Annotated in this window: 13 protein-coding genes; 8 read left to right on the top strand and 5 right to left on the bottom strand. The window is 66.6% G+C overall.

Annotated elements, in window-relative coordinates; all coding sequences use genetic code 11:
* The first annotated feature begins 9 nt into the window (after positions 1-9).
* Complete coding sequence (gene aceF / locus K320_RS0104465) at positions 10-1,668, top strand: dihydrolipoyllysine-residue acetyltransferase (protein ID WP_024537657.1); 1,659 nt, start codon at positions 10-12, stop codon at positions 1,666-1,668.
* Between the two features lie 12 nt (positions 1,669-1,680).
* Positions 1,681-3,504 carry a dihydrolipoyl dehydrogenase gene (lpdA, locus tag K320_RS0104470; protein WP_024537658.1) on the top strand — a complete coding sequence of 608 codons (1,824 nt, stop codon included), beginning with the start codon at positions 1,681-1,683 and terminating at the stop codon, positions 3,502-3,504.
* Positions 3,505-3,577: 73 nt separating this feature from the next.
* Here lpdA and K320_RS0104475 read toward each other — a convergent pair whose 3' ends face one another.
* The 3 genes from K320_RS0104475 to K320_RS0104485 form a co-directional block, all read right to left on the bottom strand.
* Positions 3,578-3,922, bottom strand: a complete 345-nt coding sequence (locus K320_RS0104475; protein ID WP_024537659.1) for a cupin domain-containing protein — start codon at positions 3,920-3,922, stop codon at positions 3,578-3,580.
* A gap of 138 nt (positions 3,923-4,060) precedes the next feature.
* Positions 4,061-5,710, bottom strand: a complete 1,650-nt coding sequence (locus K320_RS0104480; RefSeq protein ID WP_024537660.1) for an NAD(P)/FAD-dependent oxidoreductase — start codon at positions 5,708-5,710, stop codon at positions 4,061-4,063.
* A gap of 20 nt (positions 5,711-5,730) precedes the next feature.
* A complete protein-coding gene (locus K320_RS0104485; RefSeq protein WP_024537661.1) occupies positions 5,731-6,579 on the bottom strand; it encodes an HDOD domain-containing protein in 849 nt (282 codons plus the stop codon).
* 382 nt (positions 6,580-6,961) lie between these two features.
* On the opposite strand from K320_RS0104485, the gene K320_RS0104495 reads away from it, so the two are divergent.
* From K320_RS0104495 to K320_RS0104515, 5 genes are all read left to right on the top strand, one after another.
* Positions 6,962-7,423 carry a (2Fe-2S)-binding protein gene (locus K320_RS0104495; protein WP_024537663.1) on the top strand — a complete coding sequence of 154 codons (462 nt, stop codon included), beginning with the start codon at positions 6,962-6,964 and terminating at the stop codon, positions 7,421-7,423.
* Complete coding sequence (locus K320_RS0104500) at positions 7,420-9,666, top strand: xanthine dehydrogenase family protein molybdopterin-binding subunit (RefSeq protein ID WP_024537664.1); 2,247 nt, start codon at positions 7,420-7,422, stop codon at positions 9,664-9,666. The genes K320_RS0104495 and K320_RS0104500 overlap by 4 nt, the downstream gene beginning before the upstream one ends.
* A gap of 37 nt (positions 9,667-9,703) precedes the next feature.
* A complete protein-coding gene (locus K320_RS0104505; protein ID WP_342667224.1) occupies positions 9,704-10,405 on the top strand; it encodes a Rossmann-fold NAD(P)-binding domain-containing protein in 702 nt (233 codons plus the stop codon).
* A gap of 27 nt (positions 10,406-10,432) precedes the next feature.
* A complete protein-coding gene (locus K320_RS0104510) occupies positions 10,433-11,203 on the top strand; it encodes a pseudouridine synthase (protein WP_024537666.1) in 771 nt (256 codons plus the stop codon).
* A gap of 285 nt (positions 11,204-11,488) precedes the next feature.
* Positions 11,489-12,466 (top strand): porin, encoded by a 978-nt coding sequence (locus K320_RS0104515; protein ID WP_024537667.1) that lies wholly within the window; start codon positions 11,489-11,491, stop codon positions 12,464-12,466.
* A 289-nt stretch (positions 12,467-12,755) separates the two neighbouring features.
* Here the strand turns inward: K320_RS0104515 and K320_RS18340 are convergent, their stop codons facing one another.
* Together K320_RS18340 and K320_RS0104525 are read right to left on the bottom strand one after the other, a co-directional pair.
* Positions 12,756-14,600, bottom strand: a complete 1,845-nt coding sequence (locus K320_RS18340; protein ID WP_024537668.1) for an ATP-binding response regulator — start codon at positions 14,598-14,600, stop codon at positions 12,756-12,758.
* Complete coding sequence (locus K320_RS0104525; RefSeq protein ID WP_051384837.1) at positions 14,597-15,238, bottom strand: response regulator transcription factor; 642 nt, start codon at positions 15,236-15,238, stop codon at positions 14,597-14,599. The genes K320_RS18340 and K320_RS0104525 overlap by 4 nt, the downstream gene beginning before the upstream one ends.
* A 170-nt stretch (positions 15,239-15,408) precedes the next feature.
* Between K320_RS0104525 and K320_RS0104530 the strand changes: the two genes are divergently transcribed.
* Positions 15,409-20,874, top strand: coding sequence for a PASTA domain-containing protein (locus tag K320_RS0104530; RefSeq protein ID WP_156913820.1), 5,466 nt, complete (start codon positions 15,409-15,411; stop codon positions 20,872-20,874).
* Positions 20,875-21,099: the final 225 nt, after the last annotated feature.

Genomic DNA, 21,099 nt, shown 5'->3' on the forward strand with positions numbered 1-21,099 from the left:
GACCTGGCCATGGCACTCAAGGAAGTCAAAGTCCCCGATATCGGCGATTTTTCAGAGGTCGGCGTGATCGAGCTGCTGGTGCAGCCCGGCGAAGCCATCCAGGCGGAGCAGAGTCTGATCACCGTCGAGTCGGACAAGGCGTCGATGGAAATTCCATCGACCGAGACCGGCATCGTCAAGGAGCTCAAGGTCAAGCTGGGCGACAAGATCAGCGAGGGCTCGGTGGTGCTGATCGTCGAGACGGCGGATTCAGCATTGAATCCGGCTCCAGCACCCGCCACGCCTGCGCAGCCAGCTCCTGCTCCTGTAGCGCAGGCATCGGCGCCCGCAGCGGCGGCGCCTGCCGCCAGCGGGCGCATCGAAGTGCGCGTGCCCGATATCGGCGATTTCAAGGATGTCGCCGTGATCGAGCTGCTCGTTGCCGTGGGTGATTCGGTCAAGGCGGAGCAATCGCTGTTTACGGTCGAATCCGACAAGGCGTCGATGGAGATTCCCTCCAGCGCCGCCGGCATCGTCAAGGAGCTCAAGGTCAAGCTCGGCGACAAGATCAATGCAGGCGACCTGGTGGTTGTGCTGGAGGGCGCGGCGGCGCCTGCCGCAGCTTCGGCACCGGCACCTGCGCCAGCCCCCACGACGCCGGCACCGGTCGCGGCTGCGGCCGCGGCAGTCCCGGCCCTCGCTCCCGCGGCAAGCGCACCGCCGCACCAGCCTGGCGGCTCCCTGCTCGGGCTGCCGCATGCCAGCCCCTCGGTACGCAAGCTGGCGCGCGAATTCGGCGTGCCACTCACCGAGGTCAAGGGCACGGGCCCCAAGGGGCGCATCACGCCCGAGGATGTCCAGTCCTTCACCCGTTCCGTGATGGCGGGCAGCGTGCAGACCCAGGCACAGGCTGCGCGCGCCCCGGCGGGCGGCTCCGGCGTGGGCCTGGATCTGCTGCCCTGGCCCAAGGTGGACTTCGCCAAGTTCGGCGCCATCGAAGCCAAGCCGCTGTCGCGCATCAAGAAAATCAGCGGCGCCAACCTCGCGCGCAACTGGGTGATGATTCCACACGTCACCAACAACGACGAAGCGGACATCACCGAGCTCGAAGCCTTCCGCGTGCAGACCAACAAGGAAAGCGAGAAGGCCAAGAGCCCCGTCAAGGTGACCATGCTCGCCTTCGTCATCAAGGCGGTGGTGGCGGCGCTCAAGAAATTCCCCGAGTTCAACACCAGCCTGGATGGCGACAACCTCGTCTACAAGCAGTATTACCACATCGGCTTTGCCGCCGACACGCCCAATGGGCTGATGGTGCCGGTGCTCAAGGACGCGGACAGGAAAGGTATTCTGCAGATCAGCGCCGAGATGAGCGAACTGGCGAAGAAGGCACGCGACGGCAAGCTCGGCGCGGCGGACATGCAGGGCGGCTGCTTCTCCATCTCGTCGCTCGGCGGCATAGGCGGCACGCACTTCACGCCCATCATCAACGCGCCGGAAGTGGCGATCCTCGGCCTGTCGCGCTCCGCCATGAAGCCGGTGTGGAACGAGGACAAGGAAAAATTCGTTCCGCGCCTCACGCTGCCGCTCTCGCTGTCGTATGACCACCGCGTGATCGACGGCGCGGCGGCCGCGCGCTTCAACGCCTATCTGGGCCAGGTGCTGGCGGATTACCGCCGCATCCTGCTGTGAAGGGGAGCTGACATGGCAGTGATGGACATCAAGGTGCCGGACATCGGCGACTTCAAGGACGTGGCGGTGATCGAGGTGCTGGTGGCGGTGGGCGACACCATCCGCCCCGAGCAGAGCCTGGTCACCGTCGAATCGGACAAGGCGTCGATGGAGATTCCCGCCAGCCACGGCGGCGTGGTCAAGGAGCTCAAGGTCAAGCTGGGCGACAAAGTGGGGGAGGGCAGCGTGCTGCTGGCGCTGGAAACTTCCGATGCCGCGGCGCCGACTCAGATTGCCGAGCAAAAACAGGCTCCAACGCCCGCCAATCAAGCGCCGATAGCTCCTTCACCTGTAGCATCCAGCTACGGTGGAGCAGCCGATTTCGACTGCGACGTGCTCGTTCTCGGCGGCGGCCCTGGCGGCTACTCCGCCGCCTTCCGCGCCGCCGACCTGGGCCTGAAGGTGGTGCTGGTCGAGCGCTACAAAACGCTGGGCGGCGTCTGCCTGAACGTGGGCTGCATCCCCTCCAAGGCACTGCTGCACGTCGCTGCGGTGATGGACGAGGTCAAGCACCTGGAAATGGCGGGTGTGAAGTTCGCCGCTCCCGAGGTCAATATCGATCAGCTGCGCGGCCACAAGGAAAAAGTCATCTCCAAGCTCACCGGCGGCCTGGGCCAGATGGCCAAGATGCGCAAGGTGACGATCGTGCGCGGCTATGGCAACTTCGTCGGCAGTCACCACCTGGAGGTCGAGGAAACCACCGGCAGCGGCCAGGACAAGACCGGCGCCAAGAAGGTGGTGCAGTTCAAGAACGCCATCATCGCGGCCGGCAGCCAGGCCGTGCGCCTGCCCTTCATGCCCGATGACCCGCGCGTGGTCGATTCGACCGGCGCGCTGGAACTGGCCGGCGTGCCCAAGCGCATGCTGATCCTGGGCGGCGGCATCATCGGCCTGGAAATGGGTACGGTGTACTCCACGCTGGGCGCACGCCTGGACGTGGTGGAAATGCTCGACGGCCTGATGCAGGGCGCCGACCGCGACCTGGTCAAGGTCTGGCAGAAGATGAACGCGCCGCGCTTCGACAACATCATGGTCAACACCAAGACCGTGGCGGCCGAGGCCACGCCGGAGGGCATCAAGGTGTCGTTCGCCCCCGCCAAGGACGGCGTGACGGTGCCCGAGCCCCAGACCTACGACCTGGTGCTGCAGGCCGTGGGCCGCTCGCCCAATGGCAAGAAGATCGGCGCGGACAAGGCCGGCGTGGCGGTGACGGATCGCGGCTTCATCGACGTCAACATCCAGATGCGCACCAACGTGCCGCATATCTTCGCCATCGGCGACATCGTCGGCCAGCCCATGCTGGCCCACAAGGCCGTGCATGAGGCCCATGTGGCGGCCGAGGTCATCGCCGGCGAACTGCAGGGCAATAAGGAATTGGCAGCCGCAGCCTTCAACGCCCGCGTGATCCCCAGCGTCGCCTACACCGACCCCGAGGTCGCCTGGGTGGGCCTGACCGAGGATCAGGCCAAGGCACAGGGCATCAAGGTGAAGAAGGGCCTGTTCCCCTGGGCCGCGTCCGGCCGCGCCATCGCCAACGGCCGCGACGAGGGCTTCACCAAGCTGCTGTTCGACGACAGCCCCGAGGCGCACGGCCACGGCCGCATCCTGGGCGGCGGCATCGTCGGCACGCACGCGGGCGACATGATCGGCGAGATCGCCCTGGCCATCGAGATGGGTGCCGACACCGTGGACATCGGCAAGACCATCCACCCGCACCCCACGCTGGGCGAAAGCATAGGCATGGCGGCCGAGGTGGCGCATGGCTCGTGCACGGATGTGCCGCCGCAGAAGAAATAGTCACCGCGGGCCTGGCTGACGAACCCCGGAGCCCGGATTGGCAGCAATCCGGGCTTTTCTTTGTGGATACGCCTCACCCGACCCGCACGATATCGACCGAAATTTCCACCGCAGTTTCCGTTCCGCGGTTTTCCAGCCAGTGCACGGTGGTGTGATCCTCGGGCCAGCCCAGGCCCGGGCCGTAGTCGGTGGCGATGCCGTTGCGGTGGTCTGTGATGCTGCCTCGCAGGATGAAGACCATGCCCGGTCGATCCACATGGCTGTGTTCTGGACCGAAGACGCCGCCGGGTGCGATGGTGATCTTGCGCATGCGCAACTGGCGACCAGCCATGCCAGTGATCTCGCCGCTCAGGTCGAGGCTGGCCAGAGGCTGCACCGTGACGCCGCGGGTTTCCGGCGCCTGTTTTGTCTTGGTCATTGCACACTCCTGGAGGTGGCTGGACCTTCAAGGCCCACCCGCCAGAATATGCGCCGAGCCAACCGGATGTGCAACAGGCCTGCGCCACTTCGCGTGGCCGACACCAGACTGCTTCGCCGTGCCCCTGGCTGTTGCCCGTCACGCTGACAGCATGTGTGCCAAGGCTTCTGCTGCCTTGATGCCATCCACCCCTGCGGAAAGTATGCCGCCCGCGTAGCCCGCGCCTTCGCCTGCCGGATACAGGCCGCCCACATTCACGCTCTGAAAATCCTCGCCGCGCGTGATGCGTACCGGTGACGATGTGCGCGTTTCCACCCCCGTCAGAACGGCATCATGCATGTCAAAGCCCTTGAGCTTGCGGCCAAAGGCCGGCAGCGCTTCGCGCAGCGCGGCGATGGCGTAGCCCGGCAGGGCAGGGCCGAGATCGCCGGGGACGACGCCGGGTTGGTAAGACGGCTGCACGCCACCCAGCGCGCTGGAGGCGCGCCCTGCAATGAAGTCGCCCACCAGCTGTGCCGGAGCGCGGTAATCACCACCGCCGAGCACAAAGGCCTGCGATTCGAGCTCGCGCTGCAACTGGATGCCGGCCAGGGGGTGAGGGCGCCCATCCGCGTGCCTGGGAAAGTCATCCGGTGTGATGCCCACGACGATGGCCGCATTGGCGTTGCGCTCGTTGCGCGAATACTGGCTCATGCCGTTGGTGGCGACCCGGCCCGGTTCACTGGTGGCCGCGACCACGGTGCCGCCAGGGCACATGCAGAAGCTGTACACCGCGCGGCCGCTGCCCGCGCCGCCGGTGACGTGGTGCACCAGCCGATAGTCGGCTGCGCCCAGCAGCGGGTGGCCGGCATGTCTGCCCCAGCGGGCCCGATCAATGACACCCTGTGGGTGCTCGATGCGAAAGCCGATGGAAAACGGCTTGGCTTCGACATGGACGCCGCGTGCGCGCAGCACCTCGAAGGTGTCGCGCGCGCTGTGGCCCAGAGCCAGGATGGCATGGTCGGCGCGAAGTTCGCAGGTGCGCCCGCTGCGCTGGTCCAGCACCATGAGCCCGCGCAGATGCCCGCCATCGATCAAAACGTCGGTCACTTTCTGTTCAAAGCGGATTTCACCACCCAGCGCAATGATCCGGGCGCGGATGTTCTCCACGACCTTGACGAGCTTGAAGGTGCCGATATGCGGATGCGCGATCTGCAGGATTTCCGGCGGCGCGCCGGCATCCACCAGCTCCCGCATCACCTTGCGGCCAAGGAAGCGCGGATCCTTGATCTGGCTGTAGAGCTTGCCGTCGCTGAAGGTGCCGGCGCCGCCTTCGCCGAATTGCACGTTGGATTCCGGATTCAACTGCTTCCTGCGCCACAGCCCCCAGGTGTCCTGCGTGCGCTCGCGCACCGCCTTGCCGCGTTCCAGCACCAGAGGTTTGAAGCCCATCTGCGCCAGCAGCAGTGCCGCAAAAATCCCGCAAGGACCAAAGCCGACGACGACAGGGCGGGGCGCAGTGACGGCGGCTGTCACCGGCATCTGGTAGCGCATGTCGGGTGTTGCCTGGATATGCGGGTTGTTCGCATGGCGGCGCAACAGTTCTGGGGCCTGCGCCGGATCTTGCAGCCGCACGTCAGTGATGTAGACCACCTGCAGCTCGGCCTTGCGCGCGTCGAAACTGCGCTTGAAAACCTCCACGTGCGCCACGGCCTCTGGTGGCTGACCGAGCACCCGGGCAGCAAGGTGCGCCAGATCGCCGTCCGCGTGGCCCAGCGGAAGTTTCAGCTCAGACAGGCGCAGAAGCATCGTACGGCACTCGCGGGCAGTCAGACGTATTCGCCCGCATTGGGCTGCGCCTTCCAGTCAATGGGGTCTTGCTGCAGCACCGTATCCATATCCATTTCCAGCACCACGCCGACTTCTCCTGGGAAGGAGGCGGCCAGCTCGCGCTGGCTCAGGCCAGCCTCGCGTGCCCGCGCCCGCCATGAAGCCAGATGAAGCACCGCCGCCAGCGGTTCGTAGGTCTCGCCGTCAAAAGGGGCGCTGTGGCTGCTCAGGGTATCGACGAATTCCGCCGGGAACCGCCATTGGCGCGCCATGGCAGCACTGACCGCGGCGTAGTCGTAACCCCAGGCGCGCCGCTCCGCCTTGGCACGGCGAAGGTCCAAAGGACCCGCAACAGTTGCGACAGCCCGGCAACCCTCAGGATCGCGCAGATGCAGAACCAGTTCCCCCAAGCCGTGCAGCAGACCTGTTGCGTAGGCCAGCGCCTGGTTGCGCCCGATGACACCAGCCAACGACCGCATGATCCGTGCGGTGTTGGCGCTGTAGCGCCAGAAATGCTGGAGATTCACACCCGGCACGGACCCTGATGTGGTGCCGAGAAAGGCCTGCGATGCAAAAAGCCGCAGCTGCGCGGTATCCAGCAGAACCATGGCTTCCGCAATGCTGCCCACCTTGCCCGAGAGCGGGTGCGGCTGCGCATTCGCCTCTTGCAGCAAACGTGCGGCCAATACAGGATCGCCGCAGAACCAGCGGTTCACGCGCCTCAAGTTGGGCTCTGCTTGCGCGAGCTCCGTCGTCAGCAGCGCAAGCACGCGCGGCAGACTGGGCAGCGTGCACTCCGTGGCCAGTATGTCATCAAGGGCCGTTGACTGAAGCTTCGTGCCGCTCATTTCAAATTAACTTAACATAATATACATTGTATCAAGTGCGCCAGCAGCGCGGCCTGCGCCGGTTTGACCCCGACAGCCGCGTCCAGCTTGGCGAGCGCTTTAGGTTCATGCGTCTGAACCTTGGCTGGGATCGGGCCGTCTGCGCGAAAAACTTTCATGTGACCGGGCGCACTTTACATAACTGGGAAAGCGGCAAGAATGATATCCCCGCGTGACGAAAGATTCCACGAAGCGCAGGCAAATGACAAAGGCGCATTCCAAGTAACATGGAGTGCAGACATACGGGTATCGTATCGAGAACATGCGCTTCATACGGACAGCGCCTCAACACCGGGCAGTACGCGCCACCCCGCCCGGCAACTCTTCTTTTGACGAGGTCCTCATGCAACTGACCATCAACGGCCAGCCCCATACGCTGAATATCGAACCCGAAATGCCGCTGCTCTGGGTGCTGCGCGACGAACTCGGCATCACCGGGCCCAAATTCGGTTGCGGCATCGGCGTCTGCGGCGCCTGCACCGTGCACGTGGATGGCGCGGCAGTGCGCTCCTGCTCGCTGCCCGTGGGCGATGTCAAAGGCGCCGTCACCACGATTGAAGGGCTGGCTCCCGCCGGCGCCCTGCACGCCGTGCAGCAGGCCTGGATCACGCACCAGGTGGCGCAGTGCGGCTACTGCCAGCCAGGGCAGATCATGACGGCGGCGACCTTCCTCGCCGGGCACCCTGCGCCCACGGACGCAGACATTGACGCCGCGCTTTCGGCCAATCTGTGCCGCTGCGGCACCTACCCGCGCATCCGCGAGGCGGTGCATGCCGCCGCCAAACTGCTGGAGGCCGCGCGATGAGCCGCATCGCCACCATCGCTCGCCGCGGCTTTCTCATCGGCTCCGTTGGTCTTGCCGGCGGCGTCGCGTTCGGCACCTGGCTGGTGCGCAAGACGCCGGCCAACCCGCTGGACGCCACTTCGAAGCCTGGACAGGCCGTTTTCAATCCCTGGGTGAAGATCGACGCCAACGGCATCACGCTGATCGCGCCGCATGCCGACGTGGGCCAGGGCGTGCGCTCGGTCCAGGCCGCGCTGATCGCCGAAGAGCTGGATCTGGACTGGGGGCAGTTCGATTTCGTGGCGGACCCCGGTGCACCCAGCGCCGCCTACTACAACAGCGCGCTGGCCGAAGAGCAGGTGCCGTTTCTCTCGACCGACGAGAGTTTTCCGGCCGAAGCCATGCGTTCCACCATGGGCGCGCTGTTCAAGGTCATGGGCGTGCAGATGACGGGCGGCTCCAGCACCGTGACGGACAGCTTCGTCAAGCTGCGCCATGCCGGCGCGGTGGCGCGCGAGACGCTCAAGCGCGCCGCATCGCAGCAGTCGGGCGTGCCCGTGGACCAGCTCAGGACGGACAAGGGCGCCGTCGTGCTGCCCGATGGAAAACGCCTGCCCTATACCGAACTGGCAGCATCCGCCGCATCGGAAAAGCCGGTGCAGCAGGTCGCCCTGCGCGACCCCAGCCAGTGGCGTCTGATCGGCAAGCCCATGCCGCGGCTGGATATGGCGCCCAAATCCACTGGCGCGCTGCGCTACGGCATAGACCTGCGCATGGATGGCATGCTGCATGCCGCCGTCAAGGTCAACCCGCGCCAGGGCGGCACGCTGGTGGGCTTTGACGCCAAGGCGGCCGAAGGCCTGCGCGGCGTGAAGAAGATCATGCCCGTGGCGGGCGGCGTGGCCGTGGTGGCGGACAACACCTGGCGCGCCTTCCGGGCGGTGAACGCCATCACCTGCGAATGGGGCCCCGCGCCCTACCCGGCGGAGCAGGCCGAACACTGGAAGGCCGTGGCGGATTCCTTCACCGCCGAGCGGCTGGACAAGGTCTGGCGCAACGACGGTGATGCCGAATCCGCGCTGGGCAGCGATGCCGTCGGCGCCGAATACCGCGCGCCCTATGTGGCGCATGCGCCGATGGAGCCGCTCTCGGCCATCGTGCGCTACACACCCGAACAGGCCGATGTCTGGTCAGGCAGCCAGGTGCCGCGCTTCGTCCAGGAGAAGGTGGCCAAAATCACCGGCCTGGACGCGAAATTGGTGCATGTCCACAACCAGTACTGCGGCGGCAGCTTCGGCCACCGGCTGGAATCCGAGCAGATCACGCTGGCGGCAGAAATTGCCCGGCAGATGCCGGGCGTACCGATCAAGCTCACCTTCAGCCGCGAAGAAGACTTCGCCCATGATTTCCCGCGCCAGATCACCATGGCGCGTGGGCGCGGTGCCGTCGCCAACGGCCAGGTGCAGGCCATGGCGCTGGACATCGCCTCCGTCTCCTCCAGCGCCTCGCAAATGGGGCGCCTCGGCCAGAAGGTGCCCGGGCCCGACGGGCAAATCCCCGCCGGCGCGTGGAATCTGCCCTATGCCCTGCCCCACTACCGCATGCGCGCCTACCGCGTGCCCGAGCTGGCGCCGACGAGCTCCTGGCGCTCGGTCGGTGCATCCTCCGCCGGTTTTTTTGCCGATGGCTTTCTGGACGAGCTGATCCACGCCGCCGGCGCCGACCCCCTGCAGGAGCGCCTGCGCCTGGCCAACGGCCCGGTGGCGCGCAAGGTGCTGGAAGCCGTCGCCGAAATGAGCGACTGGAAAGGCGCCAGGCCCGGCGAAGGGCGCGGGCGCGGCGTGGCCTTCATCGAGTCCTTCGGCGTGCCCTGCGCCGAGGTGGTCGAAGTCGCCCAAACACCCCAGGGCCTGCGTGTCGACAAGGTCTGGGTGGCGCTCGATGTGGGCAAGGTCGTCGATCCGGTGAACTTCGACAACCAGGTCAAGGGCGGCGTGGTCTGGGGACTGGGGCATGCGATGAATGCCGAAATCACCTACGCCGACGGCAAGGCGCAGCAGAGCAATTTCCACGAACACATGGGCATGCGCTTTGACCAATGCCCGGAGATCTTCGTGCGCGGGCTGGAAAACGGCCACAAAATCCGCGGCGCGGGCGAACCTCCCGTGCCGCCCGCCCCCGCGGCACTGGCCAACGCCATTTTTGCCGCCACCGGCGTGCGGCTGCGCGAAATGCCGTTCGCCAGGCAGGTGGCGTTTGCCTGAAGTTCGCGCACCGATTCCAAATTCCAAATGCAAAGGCATGCCGATGAAATCCGATCAGCCGCGTAGCCGCCGCGTCGCCGTCGCAGGCGCCACCGGCCTGATCGGCAGCCAGCTGGTGCAAGGGCTGTGCCGTGATCCGGAGGTGACCGCGGTGCATGCGCTGGCGCGGCGCGCGCCCGGCTTCACCCACCCCAAGCTGCACATGCTGGCGGTCGATTTTTCAGTGCCGATCACGCTGCCGCCACTCGATGAGATGTACCTGGCGCTGGGCACCACCATCAAGGTGGCAGGCAGCCAGGCCGCGATGCGCGCCATCGACGTGGATGCCAATCTGGCGCTGGCCCGCGCCGCCCGCGCCGCGGGCGCCACCCGCCTGGGCCTGATCAGCGCGATGGGCGCCAACGCGGCATCGCCGGTGTTCTACAACCGCATCAAGGGCGAGTTGGAACAGGCGCTCGCGGGCCTGGGCTTTGAAGCGCTGGTGATTGCCCGCCCCTCGCTGCTGCGTGGCGACCGCGCAGCGCTTGGTCAGCACACGCGCAGCGGCGAAATCTGGGGCGAACGCCTGAACGATCTGCTGCGCCCCCTCATCCCGCGCCAATGGCAGGCCATAGCCGCCGCGGATGTCGCGGCCGCGCTGGCACAGACCGTGCCCACTGCGTCGGGCCGCGTACTGCTGACCTCCGGCGCGATGCAGGGGGCCGCACAGCGCAGCGCGGACACGGATTCGCCCGCATGAGCCCGGGCGAAAGGGAAAAGAATATCCGTGCGTCTTGATGAACTGCTTTTCACCCAGGGCTTTGGTACCCGCCGCGTCTGCGCCGGTCTGATTCAGCAGGGCTTGGTGAGCATGCAGGGGCTGCCCTGCGACGACCCGGCCACCGAATGCCCGGTGGAGGGCCCGGCGTTCAACTTTACCGTGCAAGGCCAACGGTGGCCTTACCGCAGGCTCGCCTACCTCATGCTGCACAAACCGGCGGGCACCGAATGCTCCCAGCGCCCAGGCGCCTGGCCCAGCATCTACACCCTGTTGCCCGCGCCACTGCGCCAGCGCCCTGCCCCCGGCAAGACCCAGGGCGTGCAGGCGGTGGGCCGGCTCGATCAGGACACCACCGGCCTGCTGCTGCTCTCGGACGACGGCGCCTTCATCCACCGCATGAATTCGCCGCGCCACCACGTGCCCAAGGTCTACGAAGTGACCACCCGCCACCCGGTGGAGGCACGGCAGATCGAACAACTGCTCAGCGGCGTGGTGCTGATGGACGACCCGCAGCCCGTGCGCGCCGCCGCCTGCGAGGCCGTGGCCGAACACCGCCTGCTTCTCACCCTGACCGAGGGCAAATACCACCAGGTCAAGCGCATGGTGGCCGCCGTGGGCAACCGCGTGGAGGCGCTGCACCGCTCGCGCATCGGCGGCCTGGCGCTGCCCGCCGACCTCGCGCCGGGGCAATGGTGCTGGCTGGATGCCGAACAGCTGGCCCGGCTCCAAGGCAAGCAAGCCACGGCTCTGCCACCCGCTGGCAACCAGAGAATTTAGATAAAAAATGGCTGTATCTCTTATGCAGCCAGCGCGGACAGCTACGAAAATTGATGCTCCACGGTGTTTGCTGAATGCAAACCCGCCGCGCCGCCAACGCACTGCATCCATAGGCCGGTGCCCGTCACGTTGCGCCGCGCATACCCCACTTTGTTGTTATTTGAATACAAACCAGGCGTTGTTTCAGGGCTGTCATATCCGAAAGGCGTAATCCAGGGGTGTTCTCGATGTTTCTCGTATTGAAACGCGATCACGTTTCACCTCAACACCCCTTGGAGTTCTCCCATGAAAAAATCACTGATCGCCCTGACCGTGCTGGGCAGCGTCGCCACCATTGCTTCGGCCCAGTCCAACGTCACCCTGTATGGCCGCGCCGATGGCGGTCTGGGCAAAACCTTTGGCGGCAAGGCACAGATGACCAGCAGCTACAAGGAAACCAGCATGCTGGGCCTGCGCGGGCGGGAAGACCTGGGCGGTGGCCAGGTGGCGATCTTCAACTTCGAGCAGGAAGTCGACCTCAAAACCGGCGCAGGCGGCTCCTGGAACCGCGCAGCCTACGTGGGCATGGGCGGCGGCTTTGGCGAATTCAGCATGGGCCGTAGGACCACGCCTCAAAGCGACACCATGGGCGTGTTCGATCTGAACGGCACGGCCAACGCCACCTCGGCCCTGAAAAACCTGGGCTTGAGAGCCGATGGCAGCCTGGGCGGCAACCGCGCCAACAGCCAGTTCATGTACACCTCGCCGACGATGAGCGGCTTTCAGGCCCGCGCCTCGGTGGTACTGAAGGAAAACAAGACTGCCCCCGCCGCGGGCGCCGCCGACACGCGCAAGACCTCGTACCAGCTTGCCGCCAGCTACAAAAGCGGCCCCCTGAACCTGGGCATCGTCGTGGCCAGCAAGATGGCCGAAGGCAGCGCCGATCGCACCGGTTTTGCACTGGGCGCACGCTATGACTTCGGCTCGTTCATCGTGAGCGGCCTGTACACGCAGGACGAATCGCGCACCACCGGCAAGGGCTTCGGCTTGGGCGTGGCCGTTCCCCTGGGCGCGCTAACGGTGGGCGCCCAGGTGGCCCGCGTGACGAGCAACCCCAGCGCCACCCGCGAAGGCGCAACCGCCATCGAACTGTTTGCCAACTACAAACTGTCCAAGCGCACCCTGCTGTACGCAGGCTACGGCGGCCTGAACAAGGAAGGCAAGGCCATCAACGGCACCACGGGCTCCAATACCTTCGGCGTGGGCATGGTGCACCGCTTCTGATGCCGCGCGGCAGCCCGTCGCCGCGCCGCAGCATCCCGACAACGCCGCGCTCTGCGCGGCGTTGTCGCTGGCGCGCTGGCATGGATGCACTCGGCGCTCGCGACGCACCCAAAAAAAAAGGAGCGGTCCACCAACCGCTCATCGGAGTATTGCAATGAAAAAACCGTGCACTCTGTCTGCGCCTGGCAGCGGTGCATTTTGATCACCCCGTCGTCCAGCCATGCAGATCATGGTCAAGTTCAGGGGAAATCACGGATTGCCAGACAGCGGCAATTATGGAATCCATTGATTACATTCGCGTGACGGTCCCAGCATCCGCGCCGACCATCACGGTGTCGCACGACACCTGACTCACCCCGGCGTCAGTCGCCAGGTGCCGGGCCAGCAGCGTGCGCAGCCGCAAGGGTCGCAGGGGCTTGCGCAGCACCGGAAACTCGGGCGAGAGCTGGCGCAGCGACTGGATGTCTTCGCCGGTGATGAGCAGGCCCAGCTTCAGGCGCGGCAGTTGCGCGCGGGCTTCGTGCAGAACGGCCAGACCATCCGCTTTGCCGGGCAGCCGCCAGTCGCTCAGCACCGCGTCGAAGGGAGCCTGGGCGATGGCGGCGCAGGCCGCTTCGCTGCTGCCCGCGGTGTCCACCTGAAGTCCCCAGCCGGTGAGCAGCCGCACCAGAGCGTCGCGCGCCAGGGCGTTGTCCTCGACCACCAGCACGCGGCCGTGCAGCCGCTGCGGTGTGTTCGACGGGGCGTCCGGCGCGGGGGCGCCGCCGGCCTGGGCCATCGGGACGTCCAGCATGAACGTCGAGCCCCGGTTCACGCGCGAGCGCAGGCCCAGGCCATGGCCCAGCAGCGCGGCGATGCGCTTGACCGTGGCCAGGCCCAGGCCGTGGCCCAGCTCCGGGTTGCGTCCGGGGTTGTTGAGCTGGACGAACTCCTCGTAGATCAATTCCCGCGCCTCTTCGGGAATGCCCACACCGGTGTCCACCACGCACACGCGCAGCGTGTCGCCGCGCGGCGTGTAGCGCAGGGCGTTGGCCAGCAGGTTGGACAGGATGCGCTCCAGCAACACCGGGTCGGTGCGCACCCAGGCGCCGGTGGGCCGCACGCGCAGCTGAAGCTGCTTCTGCCGCGCGACGGCTTCGTGCATGTTGGCCAGTTGTTTGAACAGCCGCTGCAGCGCAAAGACGCGCGGCGCGGGCGTGAGCTGGCCGGAATCGATGCGCGAGAAATCGAGCAGCGACTCCAGCATGTGGTCCAGCGCCGCCATGCATTGGTGCATGCGCGCCAGGGTGTCGTCGTCGCTCTCGCGCTGGCCGATTCTCGGCTGCAGCACGCTCAGGTACAGCCCCATGGCCTGCAGCGGCTGGCGCAGATCGTGGCTGGCGGCGGCGAAGAAGCGCGACTTGGCGGCATTGGCGGCTTCCGCCTGGGCGTGTTTGTCGTGCAGCTCGCGCACCAGATCCTCGTTGCGCAGGCGGGTCAGGGCTTCCTGGTGCAAGGTGCGCGCCGTGCGCAGGTTGGCCGAGACCAGCACCACCCACAGCACGCAGCAGAAAACGGCTTCCACCATGCGCTCGGGATCGCCCAGCACGGCCAGCCGCGCGGCGATGCCCAGCAGCAGCGCGCTGGTCACGGCCCACATCACGGGCGGCCAGCTGGCAAACAGCGCCGCTCCGCCGGCGGCCAGAATGGTCAGCAGCGCCAGCATCTGCAATATCAGGATGTGGTTGCCGGACTCCACCGAAAAGTGAAACCACACCAGCACCACGATGGCGCCCAGCACCAGCCGCCAGCCGATCGCACGGGCCCAGCGGCGCGGCGCATCGTCGCGCAAGGCCCGCTCGCGCGCCATGCGTCGCAGCAGGAACACGCGTTCCACGCCGAAGGCCAGCAGCAAGAGCAGCAGCGTCATCGCCCGGAACGTGCCGATGTGCGGCTGCGTCAGCCACGCCGTCAGCAGCGGGCCGATGACGATCGAGGTCACCAGCACCTGGCGCATGCCTTCCGCGAGCGAATCCAGCATCTGCCGCTCGATCTGCAGCCGCTTGGCGTCGTCCACGCCCGGCGGCGCCATGCCGTCGGCGGTGAGCATGAGCCGGTGCAGCGCCGCAGGCGGCCAGGACAGGCGCGCGTTCACGGAGGCGGATCGTCAAGCATGGCGCGCGCCATGACCACGGCCTGCACGCGATTGGTGGCGCCCATTCGGGCGAAGATGGCTTCCAGGTGCTTCTTCACCGTGGTGGGCGAGATGCCCATGGCGCGCGCGATCTGCTTGTTGCTGCTGCCTTGGGCCAGCGCGCGCAGCACGTCCTGCTGGCGCGCCGTCAGGACCGTGGAGTCGGCGGGTGCGGCATCGCTCGCCAGCACCGGCGGGCCTGGCGTGTCGAACACCGGCTCGCCCAGCGCCAGGCGGCCCAGGTGCTCCAGCAGCGTCGCGATCTCCAGTGACTTGGGCAGATACGCGCTCAGGCCCGCTTCGCGCGCGCGTAGCGGCAGCGTCGGGTCGTCCAGGCCAGACATCAGGCCCACCCCCAGCTCGGGGTGCCGGCGCATCAGCACCTGGGCGCAGCGCAGTCCGTCCATGCCGGGCAGAAGGTAGTCCAGCAGCACCAGGTCGAACCCATCGTCCGCCGCGGCCAGTGCGTCGAGTGCATCGTCCAGCGTACCCACCGCCTGCACGCGCAGCCGGGGCACCTGGTGGCGCAGCGCCGCCGCCAGCCCGTCGCGGAACAACGGGTGGTCATCCACCAGCAGCAGGGCGAAATCGTCGAGCACGTCTCAGGCGCCTCCTTGCATGCACCCCTGAACCCGTTGACCGTAACAACGGATCAAAGCTGTAACGATACTTCATGATCTGGGCGTTCGCCATGGGCCGATCGGCGTATGGCGCGGCGCGGCCACCCTCCGCATGATGCGCGGACTCGAATATGCAGGGAGAGCGTTGCATGCCGTTTGTCGCTCGCGCTTTGGCGGGGGGCCTGAGCCAGCTCCTGGCCGGCGTACTGATCTGGGCTGCCGCGTGCACCGGCGCCTGGGCGGCCACCGCCAGCTACGACATCCTGCTTGATGTCGACAACGATCCGGCCACCGGTTGCACCGTGGCGCTGCCGGCGCCGCACGGCAGCTTCGCCGGGGCCGAGCGCGTGCTCAGCACCAGCATCGTGACCGATGCCGGCGGCGCCACCGTCACCGGCGTCACCAGCCGCTCCTGCGTGGGCGGTGTGCTGGCCGCCCCCGCCACCGTGTCCGCCGGCGGCTGGCCCGTGGGCCTGGGCGTCGGGACCAGCGCCAGCGCCGTGGTGGAAACCTTCCTGCCGCTGGCGCAACTGGGCGGCGCCACGCGGGTGCGCGCGGCCGTCATGTCCACCACCCCCGACGGGGGCGACGCGCTGCTGGGCGCCGACCTCGTCGTGGGCGCCGCCGCTCCGCCGTCGCCGGGCAGCGTGACCCCCATTCCCACCCTTTCGCCCCTGTGGGTGGCGCTGCTGGCCGCCAGCATCGGCCTGGCCGGCGCCAGGCTGGCCCGGCGTGCGGGCGCCCCGCTGGCGGTGCTGTGCGCCTGCGTTCTCCTGAGCGCCGGCGGCATGGCGTGGGCCGCCACCATCATCCTGGATGGCCAGACCGGCGACTGGGCCGGCCAGTCGCCGGCGCTCGCCGGCGCCAAGGGCGATGCGCCGCCCAACGCCGACCTGGTGGCGCTGTGGTTCACGCACGACGCCGCCAACGCCTACTTCCGCATCGATGTCGACGTGGTGGCCGACGGCAGCGTGCCGGCACCGCCCACCTTGGCGCTGGGCCCCATTGCCGACCGCAGCATTCCGACGGGCCAGCCGTGGTCGCTGCGGCTGGCGGCCAACGCGTCCGACCCCGCGGCCGTGCTGAGCTACCGGATTGACGAAGGCCCATCCGGCGCGGCGCTGGCGCCCGAGCCGCTGCTCAAATGGACACCCGGCGCAGGCGACGTGGGTGCGTCGCATCCGTTCACCATCGCCGCCAGCGACGGCACGCGCAGCGCGCAGGCCAGCTTCCAGGTGACGGTGACGGCGCCGGAGAACCGCCCGCCGGAGATCGAGCCGCAGCCAAGCGCCAGCATTGGCGCCGGCAGCCGCTTCGAGCGGGTCATCGTGGTCAGTGACCCGGATGGTGATGCGGTGACGCTGGCCCTGCTGGGCGGGCCGCCGGGCGCGGCGCTGACCGGCAACACCTTGCGCTGGCCGGCGACGCAGGACGATCTGGGCGAGCACTTCTTCATGTTGCAGGCCACCGATGCGCGTGGGGCCAGCAGCGGCGCGCGCTTTGTGATCCAGGTCGGGCCCAGTGCAGTGCCGCTGGCCGTTGATGACGCTTATCAAGTGCGCGAGGGAGAGGTTCTCACCATCGCTGCACCCGGCGTCTTGGCCAATGACGTAAATCCTCTGGGCGGCACGCTCGCTGCCGAGAAGCTCAGTGAGCCGGACAAAGGTGCTTTGACCGCTTTCAATTCCGATGGCGCCTTCACCTACAAGGCCCCGGATGTCTTGCCTCCACCACCGATATTCAAGATGGAGTTGGCCTGGCATGCGGATGGCAGAAGATTCGCGCACAACCTGTCGGTGGGCAGTCTGACGAACGGCGACGATGTTCCGGATTTCGTCTATCTTTCTGCTAACGGCATCGTGACCGCACGCAGTGGCGATGACCAGAGGCTGCTGTGGGAACACAACCCCATTGCTCTGCCGCCGGGCATGACATTGGCCGATGGCACCGTGCTGCCTGCCGGCCGTCTGTGCACGACTTACAGCAATCGTCACAACAATCCCATCATTGCGGACGTCGATGACGATGGCGCTGCCGAAGTGGTGATGGCTGTCGCTTGCAATTTGGACGGGGAGACGACGGGCGCAGGCCGCCACATGCGGGTGATTGCGCTGGAAGGCGCGACGGGCGATGTCAAATGGCTGTCGCCCCGAACGGCGCAGCTTGACAGCGTTCGAGGCATGGTGATCTCGGGGACCCAGGATGTGAACCTTTCCGTGGCGCGCTTGTCGTCGACCGGTGATCCGCTGATTTTTGGCGGCAGGGCGGAGCAAGGCTACATTCCTTACAGCACAACATCGGTGTGTTCGCTGCTGGGTGGCGCAGTGGATGATCTGTACTGTCGGCGCGTGTTCGCGATCAATGGCAAGACGGGCGAGCTGCAGCACAATTTCTATGCCGTTCCACCGGGGCCAGGCACGCTCAATGGATATGCCAGAAATGGGGGAGGTCAAGATTTTTTCGGCCCACCCGTTGTGGCAGACCTGGATGACGACGGTGAGGTTGAGGTGCTCTTCGAAGGCACCCTGTGGAACAAGAATGGCACGGTCCGCCGCCATTACGATGGCACTTCAGCGCATGTCGCGACGGGGCCTTTCGCGGTTGCCGATCTGGATGGCGATGGCAAGCCGGAACTCATCCTGGTGGATTATGTGGGTGAGCGCATGCGTGGCTTGCGTCTGGACGGCTCATCCCTTTGGAATGTGCCGGTGCCGGAATGCTCCTCCAGACAACGCTGCGGGCTGTCCGTGGCCGATGTCGATGGCGACAACACGCCCGAAATTCTGGTGCACGCCTTCCCCGACCGCCTGATGGTGTTGGATGCGCTGGGCCGTCTGCGTTGGGCGCGCCGGTACTCGTCCACCCTGCACATATCCGGGCAACCCGCCGTTTATGACCTGGATGGCGATGGCGTGCCGGAAGTCGTTTTGCGTGTGGCCGATACGATTCAGGTGCTGCGTGGCGATACGGGCGCAGATCTGGACTCGTACCAGATGGCGCCGGACTCTTTATCTATCTATAACTACTACATGCTGCCGCCACGCGTGGTCGACATCGATGGTGATGGGCATGCGGAAATCGTGGTCAACAATACGGTGCCCCTACCTCAAGACGGCACGGGCGGTGTCTGGGCGTTCAGGAGTGCCAACGAGCCGTGGATGAAGGTGCGCAAACGCCAGGGTGCGCGGTTTGATCTGGACGGCAACGTCGAAGAACTTACAGGCCAAGTGGCCGCCGTGCCGCCCACGCCCGGCATGAATGGGAGCGCCAACCTGTACGGCCACCAGCCGCAACTGCAGACCAGGGCCGACCTGCGCCAGCGCGCACGCACCTCCTTCCACTACCGCGCCCAGGCTGCGGGCGTCCCGACCGAACAGGCCACGGTCACCATCGACATTCAGCCCCCCAACAGCCCGCCCCGCATCACCTCCACGCCGCCCTCGGCGGCCGTGACGGAAAACGTGCTGGCGTATCAGATCACAGCGGTGGACGCCGACCCCGGCGACACCATCACCTACCGCCTGGTGTATTCCGACGAGCCGAGCGCGGCAGTCACCCCCGATGGCTTGTTTACCCGTCAGGGGCGAGCCGGTTATGGTCCTTTTCTGAACATCGTGCGTGCCACGGATAGCCGGGAAGCCTACTCCGAGCAAAGCTTTGTCATCAACTTTGTTTCCAGGTCGGGCGCCTATCAGGTGATGCCGGACTTCGAAGGGCAAACTCGCCACGATGCATTGGACGCGATTGCCAGCTCCGTATACAGCCTGGGCCGGATCGACGAGGTGTTTGATGACAGCGTGGCGGTGGGCCGGGTGATCAGTCAGTCACCGGCCGCAGGCAGTAGCCAGATTCGAGGCACGGCGGTGCATCTGACGATTTCCAAGGGGGGCGCCCCCCGGGCCGTCCCCAACCTGATCGGGGCGCAGGCTGCCTCGGCCGCTGGGCTGCTACCTGCGCCTTTCGCCCTGGGCAGCGTCAACTACGTCTACAGCGATGCGGTCGAGCGAGGCCGCATCATTTCGCAAAATCCATTGGCGGGCACGGTGATGGCGCCTGGAGCGGTGTCGGTGCAAGTCTCAGGCGGCAGCGGCCTGGAACTGGTCTTGAGCCATGACTACAGCAGCGCCGATCTGCCAATTGCCTTTACCGCGCAGGCGTTCGCGCCCGATGGCAGCGCGCAGCCGCTGCCCGGACCGATCGTCTACAGCGTGACCGCGCTGATGACGCCCCATGCGGGGCCGCTGCCCAGCGTCAGCGGCGGCCAGATCAGCTTTGGCGGCGCCACGCGCGGCAGCTTCCGCCTGAGTGTCAGCGGCGGTGGACGCCATGCGAGCGTGGACTTCGCCGTCGGCCCGCCGGGCGTGGGCGGTGACGAATCGCCCATGGTCGAATTCGTGCAGCTCACGCAGACCTTGCAGGGCATCCAGGACCTGTTGCAGCAAGCCCGAGGGCAGGATGAAACCACCGCCAGGGCCACGCTGGCGCAAGCCGTGGCCCTGTGGCGCAGCTTTGACCGCGATGCCTTGCGCCTGAGCTCGCCGATGACCATCGAAGACGGCTTTTTGCCCACGCTGGCCGATTTGTCAGCCGCCGGGGTCGTACCGGGGCCGCAGGATGCCCTCAACAAGCAGTTGCTGCGCCAGAGCATCGCGCCGCTGAAGGCACTGACGGAAGGCTTGCGCGCGCGCCACACGCCCCTGACGCAGATCGATGCGCTGGGCGCGGCGTTCGACGCCAAGGCGCGGCTGGTCGCGGGCATGGCGCCCAGCGAGTACGGCACGGTGCTGGCCGCGCCGGAGTACGCGCTGATCGTCTCGCACGCCATCCCCGACATGATGGATGCGCTGATGAACGACCTGGGCGAGGGCCTGGGCATGGGGCGCGAGGCGCGCCCCTTCCCGCTGCTGAAGTCCGCGCTGGTGGACACGCTGGCGACCCTGGCCGTGGAACAGACCATTGCGAAAGTCGCCCCCCTCATCGAAAGCGCCAAGAAGTACGCCAAGGACATCCTGGGCCAGGCGGCCTGGGGCGCGGCGGTGGTGGCGCTTGCGGACCATGCCCGGGAGTTCCTGGACGGACAGGAGTTGATCGCGGTCGGTTCGGGTGCATCCATGTCGATCCACGTGTTCGAGTCGTCCTTGTCGTTCATCGAGGCCATTGGGCTGGAGTGGGAATACACCGAGCTGAACACCGTGATCCTCATCGGCCCGGACATGGTGAGCGCCACGAAGGACGTGTTCGACAAGATCAGCGGTGCCTGGAGTGCCAAGCCGGGCAGCAGCTACAAGAGTTCGAGCGAGGTCAAGAAAGACCTGAAGGCCTTGAAGGGCGCGCTGAAGAGCCTGCTCGATTCGGCCGATGCCGCGGCGGACACCGTGGAGCGCGCCTTCCAGGGCACCGATGAGGAGCCGGAGGATTGCCTGTTCAGCAACCACCCGGAGTGCACGATGCTGCTGTTCTCGGACGGTTTCGATTCGGTCTACCACTACAGCGGACCCGGCGGCGGCACGGGCCTGGGCGGCCTGCCGGTGCCCATCCCGTTCATCGTGCGCAACAACGTGAGCGGGCAGATCTACATCAGCACGCCGGTGTTTCTGCCGACCCCCGCGCCCTGACCGGCTGGCGCGCCGGGCGCTGCGGCGCTGCCGTTCAACCGGATGGCGAATGACGCCGGCTGGCGCCGGCATGGCGGATGACTGGCCCCGTCATGGGATATCGAACCGCGGTGAACTCATTTTAATATAGCTGCTTGCGCTTGCCTACAAACGTTTTCAAATACGAATGTATCTAAAAACGTTGACTGGCAAGCGCAAGCAGCTATCGATTCAAAAGCGCGGTTG

It is taken from the genome of Comamonas badia DSM 17552 (genome assembly GCF_000484635.1).
Classification (GTDB): domain Bacteria; phylum Pseudomonadota; class Gammaproteobacteria; order Burkholderiales; family Burkholderiaceae_C; genus Comamonas_C; species Comamonas_C badia.